The sequence below is a fragment of the Citrobacter sp. Cb080 genome (genome assembly GCF_030334745.1).
Taxonomy (GTDB): domain Bacteria; phylum Pseudomonadota; class Gammaproteobacteria; order Enterobacterales; family Enterobacteriaceae; genus Citrobacter; species Citrobacter braakii.
The window spans coordinates 108,722-123,735 of sequence record NZ_JAOWDG010000037.1 but is presented as its reverse complement, the minus strand read 5'-3'; the positions used below and the strand labels follow the sequence as shown (position 1 = coordinate 123,735).

The 15,014-nt window shown below is 45.5% G+C and carries 15 protein-coding genes; 12 read left to right on the top strand and 3 right to left on the bottom strand.

Features of this window, described 5'->3' with window-relative positions:
* Positions 1 to 91 precede the first annotated feature (91 nt).
* A protein-coding gene (locus OGV38_RS07600) for an IS3 family transposase (protein ID WP_117086587.1) occupies positions 92 to 1,299 on the top strand; the annotation gives its coding sequence in 2 pieces (ribosomal slippage) (positions 92 to 413 and positions 413 to 1,299; 1,209 coding nt in all).
* Here OGV38_RS07600 and OGV38_RS07595 read toward each other — a convergent pair.
* The gene (locus OGV38_RS07595) at positions 1,296 to 2,207 is read right to left on the bottom strand and encodes a hypothetical protein (protein ID WP_286473128.1); all 912 of its coding nucleotides are present in this window, start codon (positions 2,205 to 2,207) and stop codon (positions 1,296 to 1,298) included. The two genes, OGV38_RS07600 and OGV38_RS07595, sit on opposite strands and share 4 nt — an antisense overlap.
* A gap of 170 nt (positions 2,208 to 2,377) precedes the next feature.
* Here OGV38_RS07595 and OGV38_RS07590 point away from each other — a divergent pair, with 170 nt between their 5' ends.
* A complete protein-coding gene (locus OGV38_RS07590) occupies positions 2,378 to 2,980 on the top strand; it encodes a site-specific integrase (RefSeq protein ID WP_079497767.1) in 603 nt (200 codons plus the stop codon).
* Positions 2,981 to 3,229: 249 nt separating this feature from the next.
* Here the strand turns inward: OGV38_RS07590 and OGV38_RS07585 are convergent, their stop codons facing one another.
* Positions 3,230 to 4,102 carry a LysR family transcriptional regulator gene (locus OGV38_RS07585; RefSeq protein ID WP_016152964.1) on the bottom strand — a complete coding sequence of 291 codons (873 nt, stop codon included), beginning with the start codon at positions 4,100 to 4,102 and terminating at the stop codon, positions 3,230 to 3,232.
* A 108-nt stretch (positions 4,103 to 4,210) separates the two neighbouring features.
* Between OGV38_RS07585 and OGV38_RS07580 the strand changes: the two genes are divergently transcribed.
* From OGV38_RS07580 to OGV38_RS07535, 10 genes are all read left to right on the top strand, one after another.
* A complete protein-coding gene (locus OGV38_RS07580) occupies positions 4,211 to 5,401 on the top strand; it encodes an MFS transporter (protein WP_286473127.1) in 1,191 nt (396 codons plus the stop codon).
* On the top strand, positions 5,398 to 7,260 hold the full coding sequence (locus tag OGV38_RS07575; RefSeq protein ID WP_286473126.1) for an FAD/NAD(P)-binding protein: 1,863 nt from the start codon (positions 5,398 to 5,400) through the stop codon (positions 7,258 to 7,260). The genes OGV38_RS07580 and OGV38_RS07575 overlap by 4 nt, the downstream gene beginning before the upstream one ends.
* Positions 7,250 to 8,590 carry a hypothetical protein gene (locus tag OGV38_RS07570; protein WP_286473124.1) on the top strand — a complete coding sequence of 447 codons (1,341 nt, stop codon included), beginning with the start codon at positions 7,250 to 7,252 and terminating at the stop codon, positions 8,588 to 8,590. Before OGV38_RS07575 ends, OGV38_RS07570 begins: the two co-directional genes overlap by 11 nt.
* Before the next feature lie 14 nt (positions 8,591 to 8,604).
* Positions 8,605 to 8,808: a tautomerase family protein gene (locus OGV38_RS07565; protein WP_016152960.1), complete on the top strand. Its 204-nt coding sequence runs from the start codon at positions 8,605 to 8,607 to the stop codon at positions 8,806 to 8,808.
* A 146-nt stretch (positions 8,809 to 8,954) separates the two neighbouring features.
* Complete coding sequence (locus OGV38_RS07560; protein WP_016156404.1) at positions 8,955 to 9,584, top strand: 2OG-Fe dioxygenase family protein; 630 nt, start codon at positions 8,955 to 8,957, stop codon at positions 9,582 to 9,584.
* An 8-nt stretch (positions 9,585 to 9,592) separates the two neighbouring features.
* Positions 9,593 to 10,582, top strand: a complete 990-nt coding sequence (locus tag OGV38_RS07555) for an ATP-grasp domain-containing protein (RefSeq protein WP_286473123.1) — start codon at positions 9,593 to 9,595, stop codon at positions 10,580 to 10,582.
* Positions 10,522 to 10,824 carry a hypothetical protein gene (locus OGV38_RS07550; RefSeq protein WP_286473132.1) on the top strand — a complete coding sequence of 101 codons (303 nt, stop codon included), beginning with the start codon at positions 10,522 to 10,524 and terminating at the stop codon, positions 10,822 to 10,824. Before OGV38_RS07555 ends, OGV38_RS07550 begins: the two co-directional genes overlap by 61 nt.
* A 35-nt stretch (positions 10,825 to 10,859) precedes the next feature.
* Positions 10,860 to 11,915, top strand: coding sequence for an AbrB family transcriptional regulator (locus OGV38_RS07545; RefSeq protein WP_016152957.1), 1,056 nt, complete (start codon positions 10,860 to 10,862; stop codon positions 11,913 to 11,915).
* 134 nt (positions 11,916 to 12,049) lie between these two features.
* Positions 12,050 to 13,150: a branched-chain amino acid transport system II carrier protein gene (gene brnQ / locus OGV38_RS07540; protein WP_269517296.1), complete on the top strand. Its 1,101-nt coding sequence runs from the start codon at positions 12,050 to 12,052 to the stop codon at positions 13,148 to 13,150.
* 258 nt (positions 13,151 to 13,408) lie between these two features.
* Complete coding sequence (locus OGV38_RS07535; protein ID WP_053389360.1) at positions 13,409 to 13,921, top strand: GNAT family N-acetyltransferase; 513 nt, start codon at positions 13,409 to 13,411, stop codon at positions 13,919 to 13,921.
* Between the two features lie 51 nt (positions 13,922 to 13,972).
* On the opposite strand, the gene OGV38_RS07530 is transcribed toward OGV38_RS07535, so the two are convergent.
* Positions 13,973 to 14,863 (bottom strand): LysR family transcriptional regulator, encoded by an 891-nt coding sequence (locus OGV38_RS07530; RefSeq protein WP_016152950.1) that lies wholly within the window; start codon positions 14,861 to 14,863, stop codon positions 13,973 to 13,975.
* Between the last annotated feature and the right edge of the window lie 151 nt (positions 14,864 to 15,014).

Here is a 15,014-nt window from a genome sequence, read left to right as displayed (position 1 = left end):
TGATGTAGCCCCCTGAAACACCGGACAGTAGCTGTATCTCCAGATAAGAGATAGGCTTGAATATATGTCTAACACTAACGCCAATTTTGAGATGACCGGGATCCTGTTAGGGCAAGAAGTCCGTAAACGTAAAACTCCTCAGGAGAAGATCGCCATTATCCAGCAGACGATGGAGCCGGGTATGAATGTCTCCCATGTCGCCCGCCTGCATGGTATCCAGCCCAGCCTGCTGTTTAAGTGGAAGAAGCAATATCAGGAAGGCAGCCTCACCGCCGTTGCGGCTGGAGAGGAAGTCGTTCCTGCTTCTGAGCTTACTGCTGCTCTGAAGCAGGTCCGGGAGCTTCAGCGCCTTCTGGGCAAGAAGACGATGGAAGTTGAGATCCTGAAAGAAGCCGTGGAGTACGGTCAGTCGCGAAAATGGATAGCGCACGCGCCCTTGTTGCCAAAGGACGGGGAATAGCCATGGTCTGCCGGACCATGGGCGTGTCGCGTGCGCAACTGTCACTGCGGATTAACCGTTCTGCCGACTGGCAGGACAGGCGCTGTAACCGGCGTAATGAAGAAGCAGACGCAGAAATACTGTCGGCTATCCTCAACATTATCAGCGATATGCCGAGTTATGGTTATCGACGCGTGTGGGGCATCCTGCGCAAGCAACGTCGCACAGAGGGACAGCTACCTGTGAATGCCAAACGGCTTTACAGGATAATGCGTGAGCATAACCTGTTGTTGTTGCATCACAAACCAGAGCGACCGAAGCGTGAACATAAGGGCAAGATAGCGGTGGCAGAAAGCGATATGCGCTGGTGTTCAGATGGCTTCGAGTTCGGCTGCGACAACGGCGAAAAACTGCGGGTAACGTTCGCGCTGGACTGCTGCGACCGTGAGGCCATAGACTGGGCAGCAAGCACGGGAGGCTATGACAGTTCGACCGTGCAGGATGTGATGCTGAGGTCGGTGGAAAAGCGCTTCGGCGACAGGTTGCCCGACACAGCGGTGCAGTGGCTGACGGATAACGGTTCAGCGTATACCGCGTATGAAACGCGGAGGTTCGCGAGAGAGCTGAATCTGGAGCCCTGCACAACAGCGGTGAGCAGCCCGCAGAGTAATGGCATGGCCGAACGGTTCGTGAAAACGATGAAAGAAGACTATATCGCGTTCATGCCAAAACCGGATGTGAGAACAGCACTGCGAAACCTTGCAGTAGCGTTCACGCATTACAATGAAAACCACCCGCACAGCGCGCTGGGATATCACTCCCCGAGGGAATACCGGCGGCAGCGGACATCGTTAACTTAAGATACAAAAGCTGTTCGGAGATGGAGGGTCAAGATCAACGCCAAGAAAATTCTAACAAAATTAGATGGTTCATTGAAATCCTGATTCAGCAAATGTAGTGTCAAATGCCTGTTGAAACTTCCTTCATTAACACCTCCAGTTGGTTTGTATATAACATTTTTAAAAAAAGATCTGGTTGAATTAATCACATCACACTGCGGGTTTAAATGTGTGAAGAAATCCACCTCAATTTCAATATCATAGCCCTTGCCAGGATACCAGTCAAAATTTGGGAGTTGCCGTCTTCCCCATGTAATAATAAGTTTTCTAATTTCCTTTTCAAATCTGTCAGCACTTGTATTTGTGTTATCACCATCACAAAATTTTACAAGTAAGTTCCTTAACCCACCTTCAAAGACAGGAAAAAGCGACATGATAGATATATGGTCATACCCCAAATAAAAAGCCTCTATAGCTTCAAAAATAATTGTTTTATAGTTTTTTAGTGATTCACTCTTTATAAAGTACTTGTTGAAATAAGCAATTGCAATTTCTAATGAAAAATTTTTGAACAACCATTCGTTTGAATTCTCAAGTGGATTTTCACATCTTTTAATTTCATGAATCGCAGAAGAAAGAGTACCTTCTCCAATATATAGGGGTAACGCTATACCAAGTGAATTTGCATGCGATTGAATATTCGAACATCGTCCCCAATGTTTATTTAAGTACGATATTGGCCTTTCGGTAAGCAAGAAATTTAAATCATCAACTTTAACTACGAAAGAAGCATAACAAAGTTCACTTTTTGAAATCACTGGTTCTACGCTATGATTCCTCCTGAATTGATTTGAAATTTCATTCTCAGAGAGCTTATCTAATTTAGATAAGCGTTTCAAAGTCGGCAGGAATTTTTCTGAATCTGACATAATAATCCTAAAGGTTAAGAATTAATCTTTATGAAAGATACCACATAATTCTTTGGCTAATAATACTATTTAATCATGTTTTTATCAGCTTAGAACTAAGCGTAAACGGCCGTTCCTCGCTCATAAGGGACAACCATACTCAAATCTCCAACATTGCAGGAGATTTGAGTATGAACATGTCACCGTGGAACAAAGACCGTATCATAGGCCAAAAAAGACCACTTCAGATATCTCATATCTGGGGGATCCGAATCCGGCTTGAACTGGAAGGTAAAACGCGTGATTTAGCTCTGTTCAACATGGCCTTAGACAGTAAGCTACGAGGCTGTGATCTGGTGAACCTCAAAGTATCTGATGTTGCATATGGTAGCTCGGTTTCAAGCAGAGCTACGGTGCTGCAACAGAAAACCGGTAGCCCTGTGCAATTTGAGATAACCAAAGGGACAAGAGAAGCTGTTGCTGCATTGATAAAGCTTGGCAATTTGCACAGTAAAGACTTCTTGTTTCGGTCTCGGATCGGAACTAACCGGCACATATCAACCCGGCAATACAGCCGAATTTTTCATGGGTGGGTAGAAAAGCTTGGTCTCGAAGCTTCGCTTTACAGCACACACTCCATGAGAAGAACAAAACCTTACCTGATCTACAAGAAAACCAAGAATCTTCGGGTGATCCAACTTCTGTTGGGCCATAGGAAACTGGAAAGCACAGTCCGTTATCTGGGCATTGAAGTCGATGATGCGTTAGAGATCTCTGAATCGATTGAAGTCTAAGGTTGTCAGGGCTGCAACAGCAGCCCTGTGCCAATGGCAGACTGGCAACGAACGAATCAGAGAGCAGATGCCGTTCTTACTACAAAACAGTGGTCAAATTTCTTGACCAATCCCAGGAAAGAAATCTTCAGCAACTCTATTAAATTGCATTAGTCAATCCTGAAACTGAAAGCCTGCATCGATAATAGATCCATATAGAGTATTTACCAGCCCAAAAGTCCTAACGGCACAATATGGTTGTGGAATACCTCAGTGGGATGAAACAAAGGAAACAAAGCAATTCAATACCCGGCTAACCTCACGATTTTTAAGCCATATCATCATAGTATTGACATTACCAATGTGAGGAGTAATAGAGTGGCACCGTATGGGGAAGCTCGTTTCATACTGTTTGACGACGCTCTCAGGCAATAATGCAATGCCCATTCCGGCACTTACGCAACCAAGTATTGCCTGAAAAGAACCAAACTCCAGCGGGTCGTCATAATCGACATTTTGTAGCCGTAACCATTGCCCAAGCCGGGAACGATAATTACATCCTTTCACAAAGACGAGCGGCCTTGTCACCTCCAGATCGGCTCCCGTCACGACATCACCATGCTCTGCGGCCGTAACCAGAACCAGGGTTTCCTGACACAGCACCTGCGTTTGTAGCCTTGAATTGTCTACGTGCAACGCCTTGTGGTCAGCGACGAAGGCAATTTCAAGTTCACTATTCTGGATCTGACGAACTAACACATCTGTCGGTGACGTTTTTAAGTTTAATTCTACGGAGGGCATTTCACGGTGGAAGTTTGCCAGCAAAGCAGGAAGTCGGACGGCGGCAGTGGTTTCCATTGCGCCAATGCGCAGAGGGCCAGCCGCTTTCGTTCCCTGCATAGACAACTCGGCTTCGTCTAAAAGCGCGAGGATTTTGTTAGCGTAACGCAGAAGCAGTTCACCTTCAGGGGTGATGTGAAGACGATTCTTCTCGCGAACAAACAACGAAACATCCAGGCTGGACTCCAGTTGCTTGAGCCGCGTCGTGACGTTTGAAGAAACGCAGTGCAGATTACGGGCTGCTGCGGTGATAGAGCCGGTTTCCGCGACGGTTTTAAACAAATTTAATGAGGTACTGTTCATCGTGTCTGTCACTCAAAGTGAAGGTTTTCGTCATTTTTATTAACTTTTTATTAGCATTTCTTTATGTAACATAACAATCAAATCTGATTGACATATTGAGCCTGAAAAATGGATCTTGATCACAATGTTATTGGCCATCGCCAGTTGAGCACGGCTGTCTTCGGTATGATTGTTTTAACGCTGGGGATGGGAATTGGTCGGTTTTTATATACTCCGATGCTGCCGGTCATGTTGCATGAAGGCATTTTTAATTTTTCGCAATTATCGTTAATCGCAAGCGCGAATTACGCCGGATACCTGGTTGGCAGCCTCCTGTTCTCGTTTGGTATTTTTGGTGGCCTGAAGAATATCAAAACGATGTTAATTTGTGCTGCATTAGTCACCGGCCTGCTTATTTTTGCGATGGCAGTAGTCACGCACCCTGATATAGTAATTGTTATTCGATTTATCGCCGGTGTTGCCAGCGCAGGCATGATGATATTCGGGTCGATGCTTATGCTACAGCATACCCATAATCCGTTTGTCATTGCTTCTTTGTTTGCCGGCGTCGGGGTGGGTATTTTTATAGGCAATGAATATGTTATAGCCGGTATCGCATATGCATTAAATTCAAAGCTACTATGGATCGGCGCGTCAATCATTTCAGCTGTACTCTTCATCGCGCTGATTATCTTGCTGCCTGCAAATAAACACGCTCTACCTCCTCAGAAAAAAGCTTCGTCATCCGAGCCGAACATCCAGTGGTGGAATTTAGCATTGTTATATGGACTGGCAGGCTTCGGTTATATCATTGTAGCTACTTATCTCCCTTTAATGGCCCGGGGAGTGGGTAATGAATTTCTGGCCAACCATATCTGGTCTATTGTTGGCCTTGCCGTTATCCCAGGATGCTATGGTTGGTTATGGGCTGCACGCAAGTGGAGCATATTGTCCTGCCTGAGTGTTAACTTAATTGTGCAGGCGAGCTGCGTTGTGATGGCCTCGTTTATCCATTCCCCGCTTTTATTGACCTTGAGTTGTATTGGCTTTGGTGCAACTTTCATGGGAACCAGTTCTCTCGTTATGCCACTCGCGAAAAAGATTTCTGCACCACAGAAAATTAATCTTCTGGGTCTGGTGACGTTAACATATGGCATTGGGCAAATTGCCGGGCCATTAATCGTGAGTGCGTTTCAGAACAATAAAAACGGGATGACTATTTCAATATTATCTGGCGCTTGTGCGTTATTTATCGCAGCAGGGATTAGCTATGTTCAACACAGCAAAGTTAAATACTCTCAAAGTTGGAGCAAAGAATGAAAAAGACAACCGTTGCTATTATAGGAATGGGGCCTCGGGGGCTTAGTATTCTGGAAAGGATTTGTGCTCAGCATGCACAACGTAAACAGAATGAACATATTAATATTGTTATCGTTGATAAAAATGCGATGGGTGTAGGTGCGCACAGTTTATCGCAGCCCGACCATTTATTGGTTAACACCGTTGCTTGCCAGATAACATTATTTGGTGATGCGACGGTAAAAAATGCCGGATCTTTCCGTTCAGGGCCATGTTTTCATCAGTGGGCTAATGAGCAGGGCTATAAAAATGTTGATGGCCGTTATTTAAAAGACGTGGCTGGCAAACCAATTGACGCCAACGATTATTTACCTCGTCGATTATTAGGTGAATACTTAAATTGGTTTTATCACGAAATTATCAAAAGTTTGCCTGACAATATCTCGGTTACACAGATAAATCAGCAGGCCAACAACATTCTGATTCAGGACGATGCGAAGTCTATTATTGTCTTGGAAGACAGTCAGCGTGTGGTGGCCGATTACGTCTATTTAACCACTGGTCGCAGCGACAACGCCAAAACGTTTGACGATCATCTTGTTGAACGATTTATTGCCAATAATTATAAGAAAAATGAACGCCTGGACTACTATTCGACTCCTTATCCAATAAATAATTTGAATAAAATAACAGCGGAATCAAATGTGATTGTTCAGGGTATTGGTCTGACTGCCTATGATGTCATTTCGCAACTCACTATCGGCAGGGGTGGAAAATTTAGCCGGGAAGATGGTGAGCTTCGCTATCATCCTTCCGGAAAAGAACCGGGTATTTTTATCTATTCACGTAAGGCTCTACCTTTTAGCAGTCGCGGCGCGAATCAAAAAGGCGTTTCTGGGCAGTACTCCCCACGCTTCTTAACGGCAATGGCTATCAGAGAATTGCGGTTGAAAAATGTGTTTGAGAAAGGATCTTCAAAAATCGATTTTCTTGAACAAGTTTTCCCCTTACTGCATAAAGAAATGTGTTATGCCTATCGTTCAACCCTAAATGGGCAGTGGTTAGATGCTGGCTCTTATGAACCGAGCGCTGAAGACATCGCGGTAATTGACAGTGTGCTTTATCCACATCAATCGCAGGAACATCTGAGTTTAAAGGATTATACTCAATGGTTTATGTATTTCCTGCGTAAAGATCTCCAGGAGTCTGAGGAGGGCAATGTCCATGGCCCGATCAAAGTGGCGACAGACATTATTCGTGATGTCAGGGATATTTTACGAGAAGCGATTGATAATTCAGGGCTTGAATCGCGGTCACATCAGTATTTCCTTGAGCATTTTAATCCCATTTTTAACCGCATTGCCGTTGGCCCGCCGAAGTTAAGAAATGAACAACTATTAGCATTAATGGAAGCGAATGTGGTGAGTCTGGCCGGTGGTAAAGATTCAAGGTTAGTATTGAACGACTGCGAAGGAAAATTCGAAGTTCACTCACCTTTTAAAGAAGAGAGTACTGAGATTCAGGCTGATGTTTTAATCAAGGCGAAAATTGCCAGTTTTTCGCCACTACATGACGCTTCACCGTTAATCAGAAATATGACAGCCAATGGTATTGTTCGTCCATTTATGAATGAGGGGTATCACCCGGGTGGGCTGGATATCGATCAATGCCAGCATCCTATTAATCGCATGGGGGAAGCGCAGACGACTTTTTGGGTGCTGGGCAATCCTGCGGAAGGCGCGAATTTTTACACCTACGTCCTGCCACGTCCGCTGGTTAATTCAAGATTCCTGGTTGATGCAGGCCGTTGTGTCGCAGATATGTATCATCAAATGATGGTGCGGCAGGCTCAGCCAGAGGTAGCGATAAATGCAGACTGAGCAAATCCAGGCCCGTGGCAAGGCGTGGCAATCATTGCAACCTGCGTTAGAGATAACATCATTGCTGGTATTTCTGTTCGCTTGTGCGTTGACGGATAAACATGCGGCGATGTCGGCTATTGCGGGAGTTACCGCCGTGCTCTACTTCGCATCGACATTTGCTTTCTGGTCAAAAAAATCATCCGCCAGAAGTGGTGTGATTATTTTTCTCTGCTCGATGATGTTTCTTCTTGCTACAAACAACCTGAAAGGCATTGTGCTCCCTGCAATTTTTTCGCGATATTTTGATGTGATTTTACTGCTTGTTGGTATTGCCTTATTACGACAAGTCATGGCCTCTCTTAATTTTACAGCTGTTCTGGGAGGATATTTTTCGCGTAGAAAAACATCGAACATAACTTTTGGGGTTACGTTATTGACGGCGTTCTTAACATGGCCAATGAGTCTGGGGGCAATATCATTGCTGCTCGATGGCCTCAAGTCAGTTATTGGGCCAAGATTCAACCTGGCAAAGATTATTACGCGCACCGTATGCATTACGATGGTACTGATGCCAACCACCATCGGCGCTGCTGCCGTTTGGGCGGCAATGCCTGACGTACCGCATCTTAAGGCGATGCTGGTGGGTATCCCTCTCTTTTTATTCAGTATCTTGTTCAACCAAAGCGCAAAAGTGACGGTAATCGCTGAAAACGAGACGGTGACACCCAGCCGTGATGGGATGCGGTATATCCTGCTATGTGTAGGTCTGTTCTGGGGAGTATTCATTTTTTCATTAACGGTACTGAATCTTAATTCACTGCAAAGTATTGCCTTTACAGCAGTCGTGCTCTTTGTTGTCGATCATCTGGTTAAAAAGGATAAACCCTGGGCTGAGCAATTAACTGAATCAGCACAGAATATATCCGGTGAGGTATTGTTGCTTTTAAGCTGTAGTGTGTTGACCTCAGTTTGTTGGCTGCTTTTTTCCCATGTACCTGAGGGTATCACTGCTTATGTTGGCGGGCTGACAACGTTGCAGATCTACGCGATTATTTTGTTCATCGTACCGCTTTTTGGTTTATTAGGTATCCATCCACTGATTATCTTTAGTATCGCATGGTCGATATTTTCTGATTATCTTACGGGGGGGATGGTTGATTATCAGATATGGATTTGCTTATTTATTGCAACTCAGCTTATTTCTCCCGTATCGATCAATGCTATTTTCGCCGCAAACAGTCTGAATGTATCACCCAGTAACACCAGTTTTAAAATGCACTACGGTTATGTTCTATCGTTTAATCTCTTTGCACTTGTTTATCTTGGTGCAATGTCAAAAATTATCTAATAAAAGGAGTTCATATGCCCTACGTAAATATTAAAATTACTAATGAAGGTGCTACCGATCAGCAAAAGAAAAAATTAATGGAGGGAGTGACACAACTATTGGTTGATGTCCTTAATAAAAACCCCAGCACAACCATAGTGGTCATTGATGAAGTGGAGACTGATAACTGGGGAATTGGTGGCGTGCCAGTGACGGAGTTACGTAAAAAAAGCAAGTAGAGTTATTTAAAAAGTAAGGAGCCTGCCTCCTTACTTTTGCCCATAGATTATCAGTATAAAAGAGTCTGCAATATTATTTATTGTTGGATATGCATTTCATATCTTATAAGTAGACTGCTCAAACTACCGTATTAAGGACGTTATCTATGCACGCCTATCATCATATTCGACTGGGGAAGACTTCAGCGAAAGTCAAAAATAGTTTTGATGAATTACTACCCGATCCATGGCTTAAGGCTGAAGATGGTATTTTTCGGTTCAGAAGTTACATGCAGGCCAGGGCCGGACGTGAAAAGTATTTTGATCTGTGCGCAGTGGGTGAGTTTTTTCAAGCGGAAAAACTGAACAATTACGCTGGTGGCATTGCAAGAAAATACCCAGAAATAAAACAAGACGTTGCTGAAGAAGTGATGAATCTGGTGTTTCGTAAGCTTTTGCCATTGCTTCCAGACACGACTTACAATATTGGCATTCATCAAATAAGAATAACGACAGATGACCGAAGGCCTGGATATCCCGCTCCAGAGGGTATTCATAAAGATGGTTTTAAGTACATTGCAATCTATTGCAGCGAAATTGAGAATGTGACTGGTGGAGAAACCACGCTTATTCCTAATCATGATGGGGGCAATGATGCCTCTACGTTCAAACTGCATGCGGGCGATGCAGTAATATTCAATGATGTGAATTATCAGCATTATACCGCGGCAGTGGTTCCTTTGTTGCCAGGAAAAGGTTATCGGGATGTATTTGTCATTACATTTGATATTGAATGAGAAAAACAATGAATATCTTGCTGTGTCCACCAAAAATTATTTTTCAGCACTCACGTGAAGAGTGGCAGTCATTGCAATCAGTGGCCCCGGTTCTGATTGCAACGTGCGCAAGCCAGATCGATAATATTCTTGATCATATGAGGGCAGGTTTTTCTTTCCTTTTTTATGAAAACTTTAATGATAATCCCTTCGTGGAAATGGATATTTACCACTACACCCAGGACAATAAAGCAACGGGTATCTTTTACCTCGCCGAAATCGATGTTCTGAGGGCCGCGCGAATCAGCGATCGTCTGGGTTTGACACACGACCGTGAAAAAAAGGCCATGTTCTTCCGTGATAAATTTATGATGAAATCGCTTGTTCAGTCTCATCAGTTACCGGTTCCTGCTATGGCACGCGTCGACAGTGCGACTGCGATGGCGCGATTCATTGCCGAACAGGGATATCCCTGCGTCATCAAACCTAATGATGGGCGTGGATCACAGGGCGTGGTGGTTCTTAAAAATGAAGGCCAGCTTTATAAATATCTGGCGCAGGTTAAGCCGCCAGAGTATCACAATCTGCTCATTGAAAAATTTATCGAAGGCGAAGCTTATCAAATTAATGCGTTGTATTTAAAAGGAAAGGCGATATTTGTTTCTGCATCTCGTGCAACCGTCTCCTGCCTGGATTTTCTATCCGGGAAAACATTAGGTCTGGTTATGGAAGATGACACGCCGCTGCATCGTAAACTGATTGCCTACACCAAATATCTTGCTGAAGAGGTTTTTCCAACGGAAGAAAACGCATTGCTTCACCTTGAAGTTTTTGTTGATAAAGATAACAACATTATTTTTGGCGAGCTTGCTTGCCGATTAGGTGGCTGCTTTGTCAATGAAGAATTAGGGGCCGCTTTTGGTCTTGATCCTCGAATGACCTGGCTTAAAGCCAGTTTATGCGAAATCTATCCGCAGGATTTATCGCAAAGACAACCCGTTTACGGGTTGGCCAATTAAATGTGCCGCCTGCACAGGGCACGCTCCTCTCTATTGCGGAAAAATGTCCATTGCCTTTTGTGGTTAAATATCGGGCAACAGGTGTCGTCGGCCGCCAATATGACGCGATGAAATTAACAAATGGCGAGATCGTGAGTGCTATTGTTCAAGCGGAGTCCAGCCGGGAAATACACGAACGTCTTGATGCATTGACCCAATGGGTTGCTGAAAATACCCTTTGGGTTAACGAAACCGTTCACTGAGTATTTAACACTCCCGGTAGCCAGGAGAAAGGTGTATGAAATTATTGTTAGGTTTTGCTCTTTGTATCCTGGCTGGGTTGGGTTTTACCTATTGCAACGTTCCGTTAGGTATGATGTTTGGCCCCCTTATTACCGTGCTGGTGTTAAAACGTACCGGTCTTTCTGTGCCAGTACTGCCGGGCAGCCTGACGGTGATTCAACTCTCTCTTGGTACGTCAATTGGTCTTTTATTTCGCGATTTTTCTTTTGGGGCGCAAGGAAATATCGCATTTTTACTGGTGTTGTTATTAGTATGCTTATCCCTGCAATTCACCGCATGCTACTTGTGGTGTATTCACCGATTACGCTGGAGTAAGGAAGAGGCGTTATTGGGCGCCGTTCCGGGGGCAATGGCAGCGGTATTAGCGCTAGCGTCCCATGTTAAAACGCCGCCGCAAAAAATTATCATTTCGCACTCGCTTCGGCTCATCACATTGACCTTATTTGCCGGATATATTACCGGCGGTGCGCAAACCCATATGGCCATGCCGCCTGTATTGTTTGCAACGACTAATGTGCTCTGGCTATTGGGTATTGTCTTTGCGGGCTATGTGTTGGGCAAATGCCTTGAACGCTTCCACTTTCCTGCGCCCTTTATGATCACGTCGTTGCTTTGTGCAGCACTCCTGCACCCTTTGTCATCTCAGACTGTGTTTTTTCCCGATATTTTCAATCAGTTCAGTATGATCCTGATGGGCATATTACTGGGGCATCATTTTATTGCGTTTACGTTGACTGCATTTTTGCGTCATCTTTGGTCTTCAATACAGCTCATTGCTATTGGACTGGGTGTGACGGTCATGATGGCATTTACAGCGGCGCATCTTCTGGATTATCCATTTTATGTATTGATGCTCTCCTGGGTTCCCGGGAGCGTGGAATCAATGTCCTTTGCGGCACTGGCGCTTAACGCGAATGCGAGTTTTGTGATGGCAAGCCATATTATACGCATGTTGCTCATCCAAACGATCCCTGCAATAGTTATCTACCGCAAAAGAGAGGTTATAGAAGGTAATAGCGCTAAAACCAGTAAGCCGACGAGGCCGCTGTAGGGGGTTATGACCTCCGTTATGAGCATAACGTTCGTTGCGAATTTTATACAGCTCATCATGAACAGCCCGTAGGTGGACAGGGAGATCATTCCGCTGGAAAACGCAAGTGCCATTGCTTTTGGCGAACGCTTTTTTTGGGTGCAGGCAATATTATATTCCCGCCGCTGGTCGGCATGCAGGCGGGCGCAAACGCCTTTAATGCAGGCTTTGGCTTTATCATCACAGCGGTTCTGTTCCCGGCGCTGGCGATTATTTCCCTTGCCATTAATGGCGGTGATATCGCGGAATTAACGAAACCCTTAGGCAAATGGCCGAGCCTGATTTTTATTGGCATTTGCTTTTTAACGCTGGGGGTTTTATTTGGTACGCCACGCACCGCGACGATTAGCTACGAAGTCATCACCGATGGCGCAGCTAGTTCCCTGATGCAGAAGATTATATTTTCCGCCGCGTTCTTTGGCCTTGCTGGCGCGACGCTGGCTAAGCCCGGAAAACTGCTGGAAATCGTCGGTTTCTTCCTTTCGCCCATTAAAATTAGTGCCCTGATTTTTATCGGCGTATGTGCCTGGTTACATCCGATTGGTGAGCTCACGACCGCCACAACCGCGTATCAAACTCGCGCGTTCGATACAGGGTTCGTCAACGGTTATCAGACCCTGGATGTGATCAGTGCGCTGTGCTTTGGCGCCATTATCACCCACACGCTTAAGCAGCGCGGGATCCACCATCCGCGGGGCATCTTCACCCATTCCATCGCCGCAGCCTTTATCGCCGCTGCAGGTCTGGCCGTGATTTATATCTGCTATCTGTCGATGGGGTCCCACAGCCCGGTGCGGGGCGCAACGAACGGTATGCGGGTGATGAGCGCCTATGTCGAGACTGTTTTTGGCGTTTATGGCCGGGTGTTGTTGGCGGCGATCATTACCCTCGCCTGTCTGGTCACGGCCATTGGTCTGACGACCGGAACGGCGCGCTATTTCAACCAGACGACCGGTGCGTCTTATGGGCTGCTGGTGACGCTCTCCCTGATGGTGTCAGCAGCACTTGCCGTGCTGGGACTGAATTCCCTCACCGCAATGGCGGTTCCCGTGCTGTGCGCCATTTACCCGGCTGCGCTGGTCGTGGTCGCGCTGGGCATCGTTAGAAAATGGACAGACGTGCCGACGAATCTGTATCAGTTGCTTTTCTATAGCGCCCTGGCAGTGGGAATAATGAGCTTGTTTGTAAAATCCTGAATGAACAGCCGCAAGTTCGGAAGATGTCTTTTCATTTTCGCTCAAAGCAGACCAGGCAATCAGTTGGCCTGTCTGCTTCGAGTCAGAAGCTAACATCGATAAAAAATAACTTAATGGTCGAGCTCCACCAACTTCAGACCTTAGATTGCGTATTCAAAGTTTGAGGGTAAGACTGTCACAACGGACATGTAGACTTAACAGGCCGTATATATTACAAATTTAATATCACTTTTCTCTCATAAAGTAAGGGCCTATCCCATGTCTTTAATCATACGACAAGCAACATTAGCCGATTCGGCATTACTAAATGAGCTTGGCTACCGCTTCTATACTGCGCACTTTAAGCATATGTGGAAGTCAGAATCAGAATTTGATAATTATTTGGAGGGTGAATATTCACTTCCTGTTATTGAGCAGAGTATTAATGATAAAAACATTAGCTGGTATATAGTTGAAATCGAGCAGCCGATTGGTTTTGTGAAGCTGACATGGCAAGCAACTGTCCCGAATACAGACATCAGCGGTGTTTTACTTAATAAACTCTACCTTGCCCCAACCAAAACGAATCAGCATTACGGTCAACTAATGTTTAATAAAGTCATAGATCTTGCCCGAAGTCAGGGGAAAAAATATTTATGGCTGGAGGTTCTTGAACAAAATGAACGTGCTCAAAAATTCTATAAAAAGCAGGGAATGAAACACATCAGCGACATCATTTTCGAAACAAATTCACAGAGGAGCATACTCAAGTTAATGGGGATGTGTATATAAGGCCCGCTCCTCGCTCAGATCAGTTACCCTGACACGTGTGCAGCCTGGCCTTCATTCATAAATTCTCAGTGTATCGATAACTGCTCGCAGAGCGGGAGACACATTGCGGTGCGGATAATAGAGAAATGAACCTTCCAGGCGTTGACTGTAGCGTTGTAAAACTCTGATGAGCGAACCCTCTTCTAAATCATCGGACACCAGTTCTTCCGGAACATAAGCCAGCCCCAGCCCCAGTCTTGCGGCTTTGGCTTCCATATAACTGTCAGCAAAAGCCCATTGTCCCTGCGGCTGATGAGTTATTTTTTTACCATCCTGTTGAAGCTCCCATGTATAGAGGCTTCCATCGCCAAATTGATAAGCGATGCAGGGATGAACCGCCAAATCTGCCGGGACTTGTGGAAAGCCATAGCGGCGAAAGTGTTCTGGCGTACCAACAATGGCCATCTCCATGTCGGGGGAAATACGGACCGCTATCATGCCACCGCCAACTTCCGGTCCGAGACGTACACCGGCATCGAATCTTTCCGCAATAATATCGACAAACCGACTTTCGCTGATGAGTTCCAGCCGGATGTCAGGATAGCGTTGCTTAAACACCGCAAGCTTTGGCAGGAGCAGTTTATCAATAGCGTGCTGACTGGCATTAATCCGTACCGTACCTGACGGGGACTGGCGATAATGGGCCAGCGTGGCAAGCCCCATATCTAAAGCGTCGAATCCTGACTCAATGGTCCGGTAGAGTTGTTCGCCGGCATGGGTGAGCGATAGCCTACGCGTAGTGCGAGCCAGAAGCTGAACGCCCAGTCTTTCTTCAAGTTCGCGTACGGAACGGCTTATACCTGATTGTGCCAGGCCGAGTCGTTGCGCCGCAGCGGTAAAACTCCCTTCCCGCACCACCTGCATGAACAGGTATAAATCATTATAGTTTTCCCGTTTCGCCATCACGTTTCCCTCGCTATCGCATCACCATTTAGAACAATATGGTATTAATTCTAGCAATTTTACCCCTCTAATAAGCACTATTACTGCTCACTATAATGCTCGCATTGCAACAAAGCACAGCAGTGTTGTCCGTATGAAACCTGTATCTATC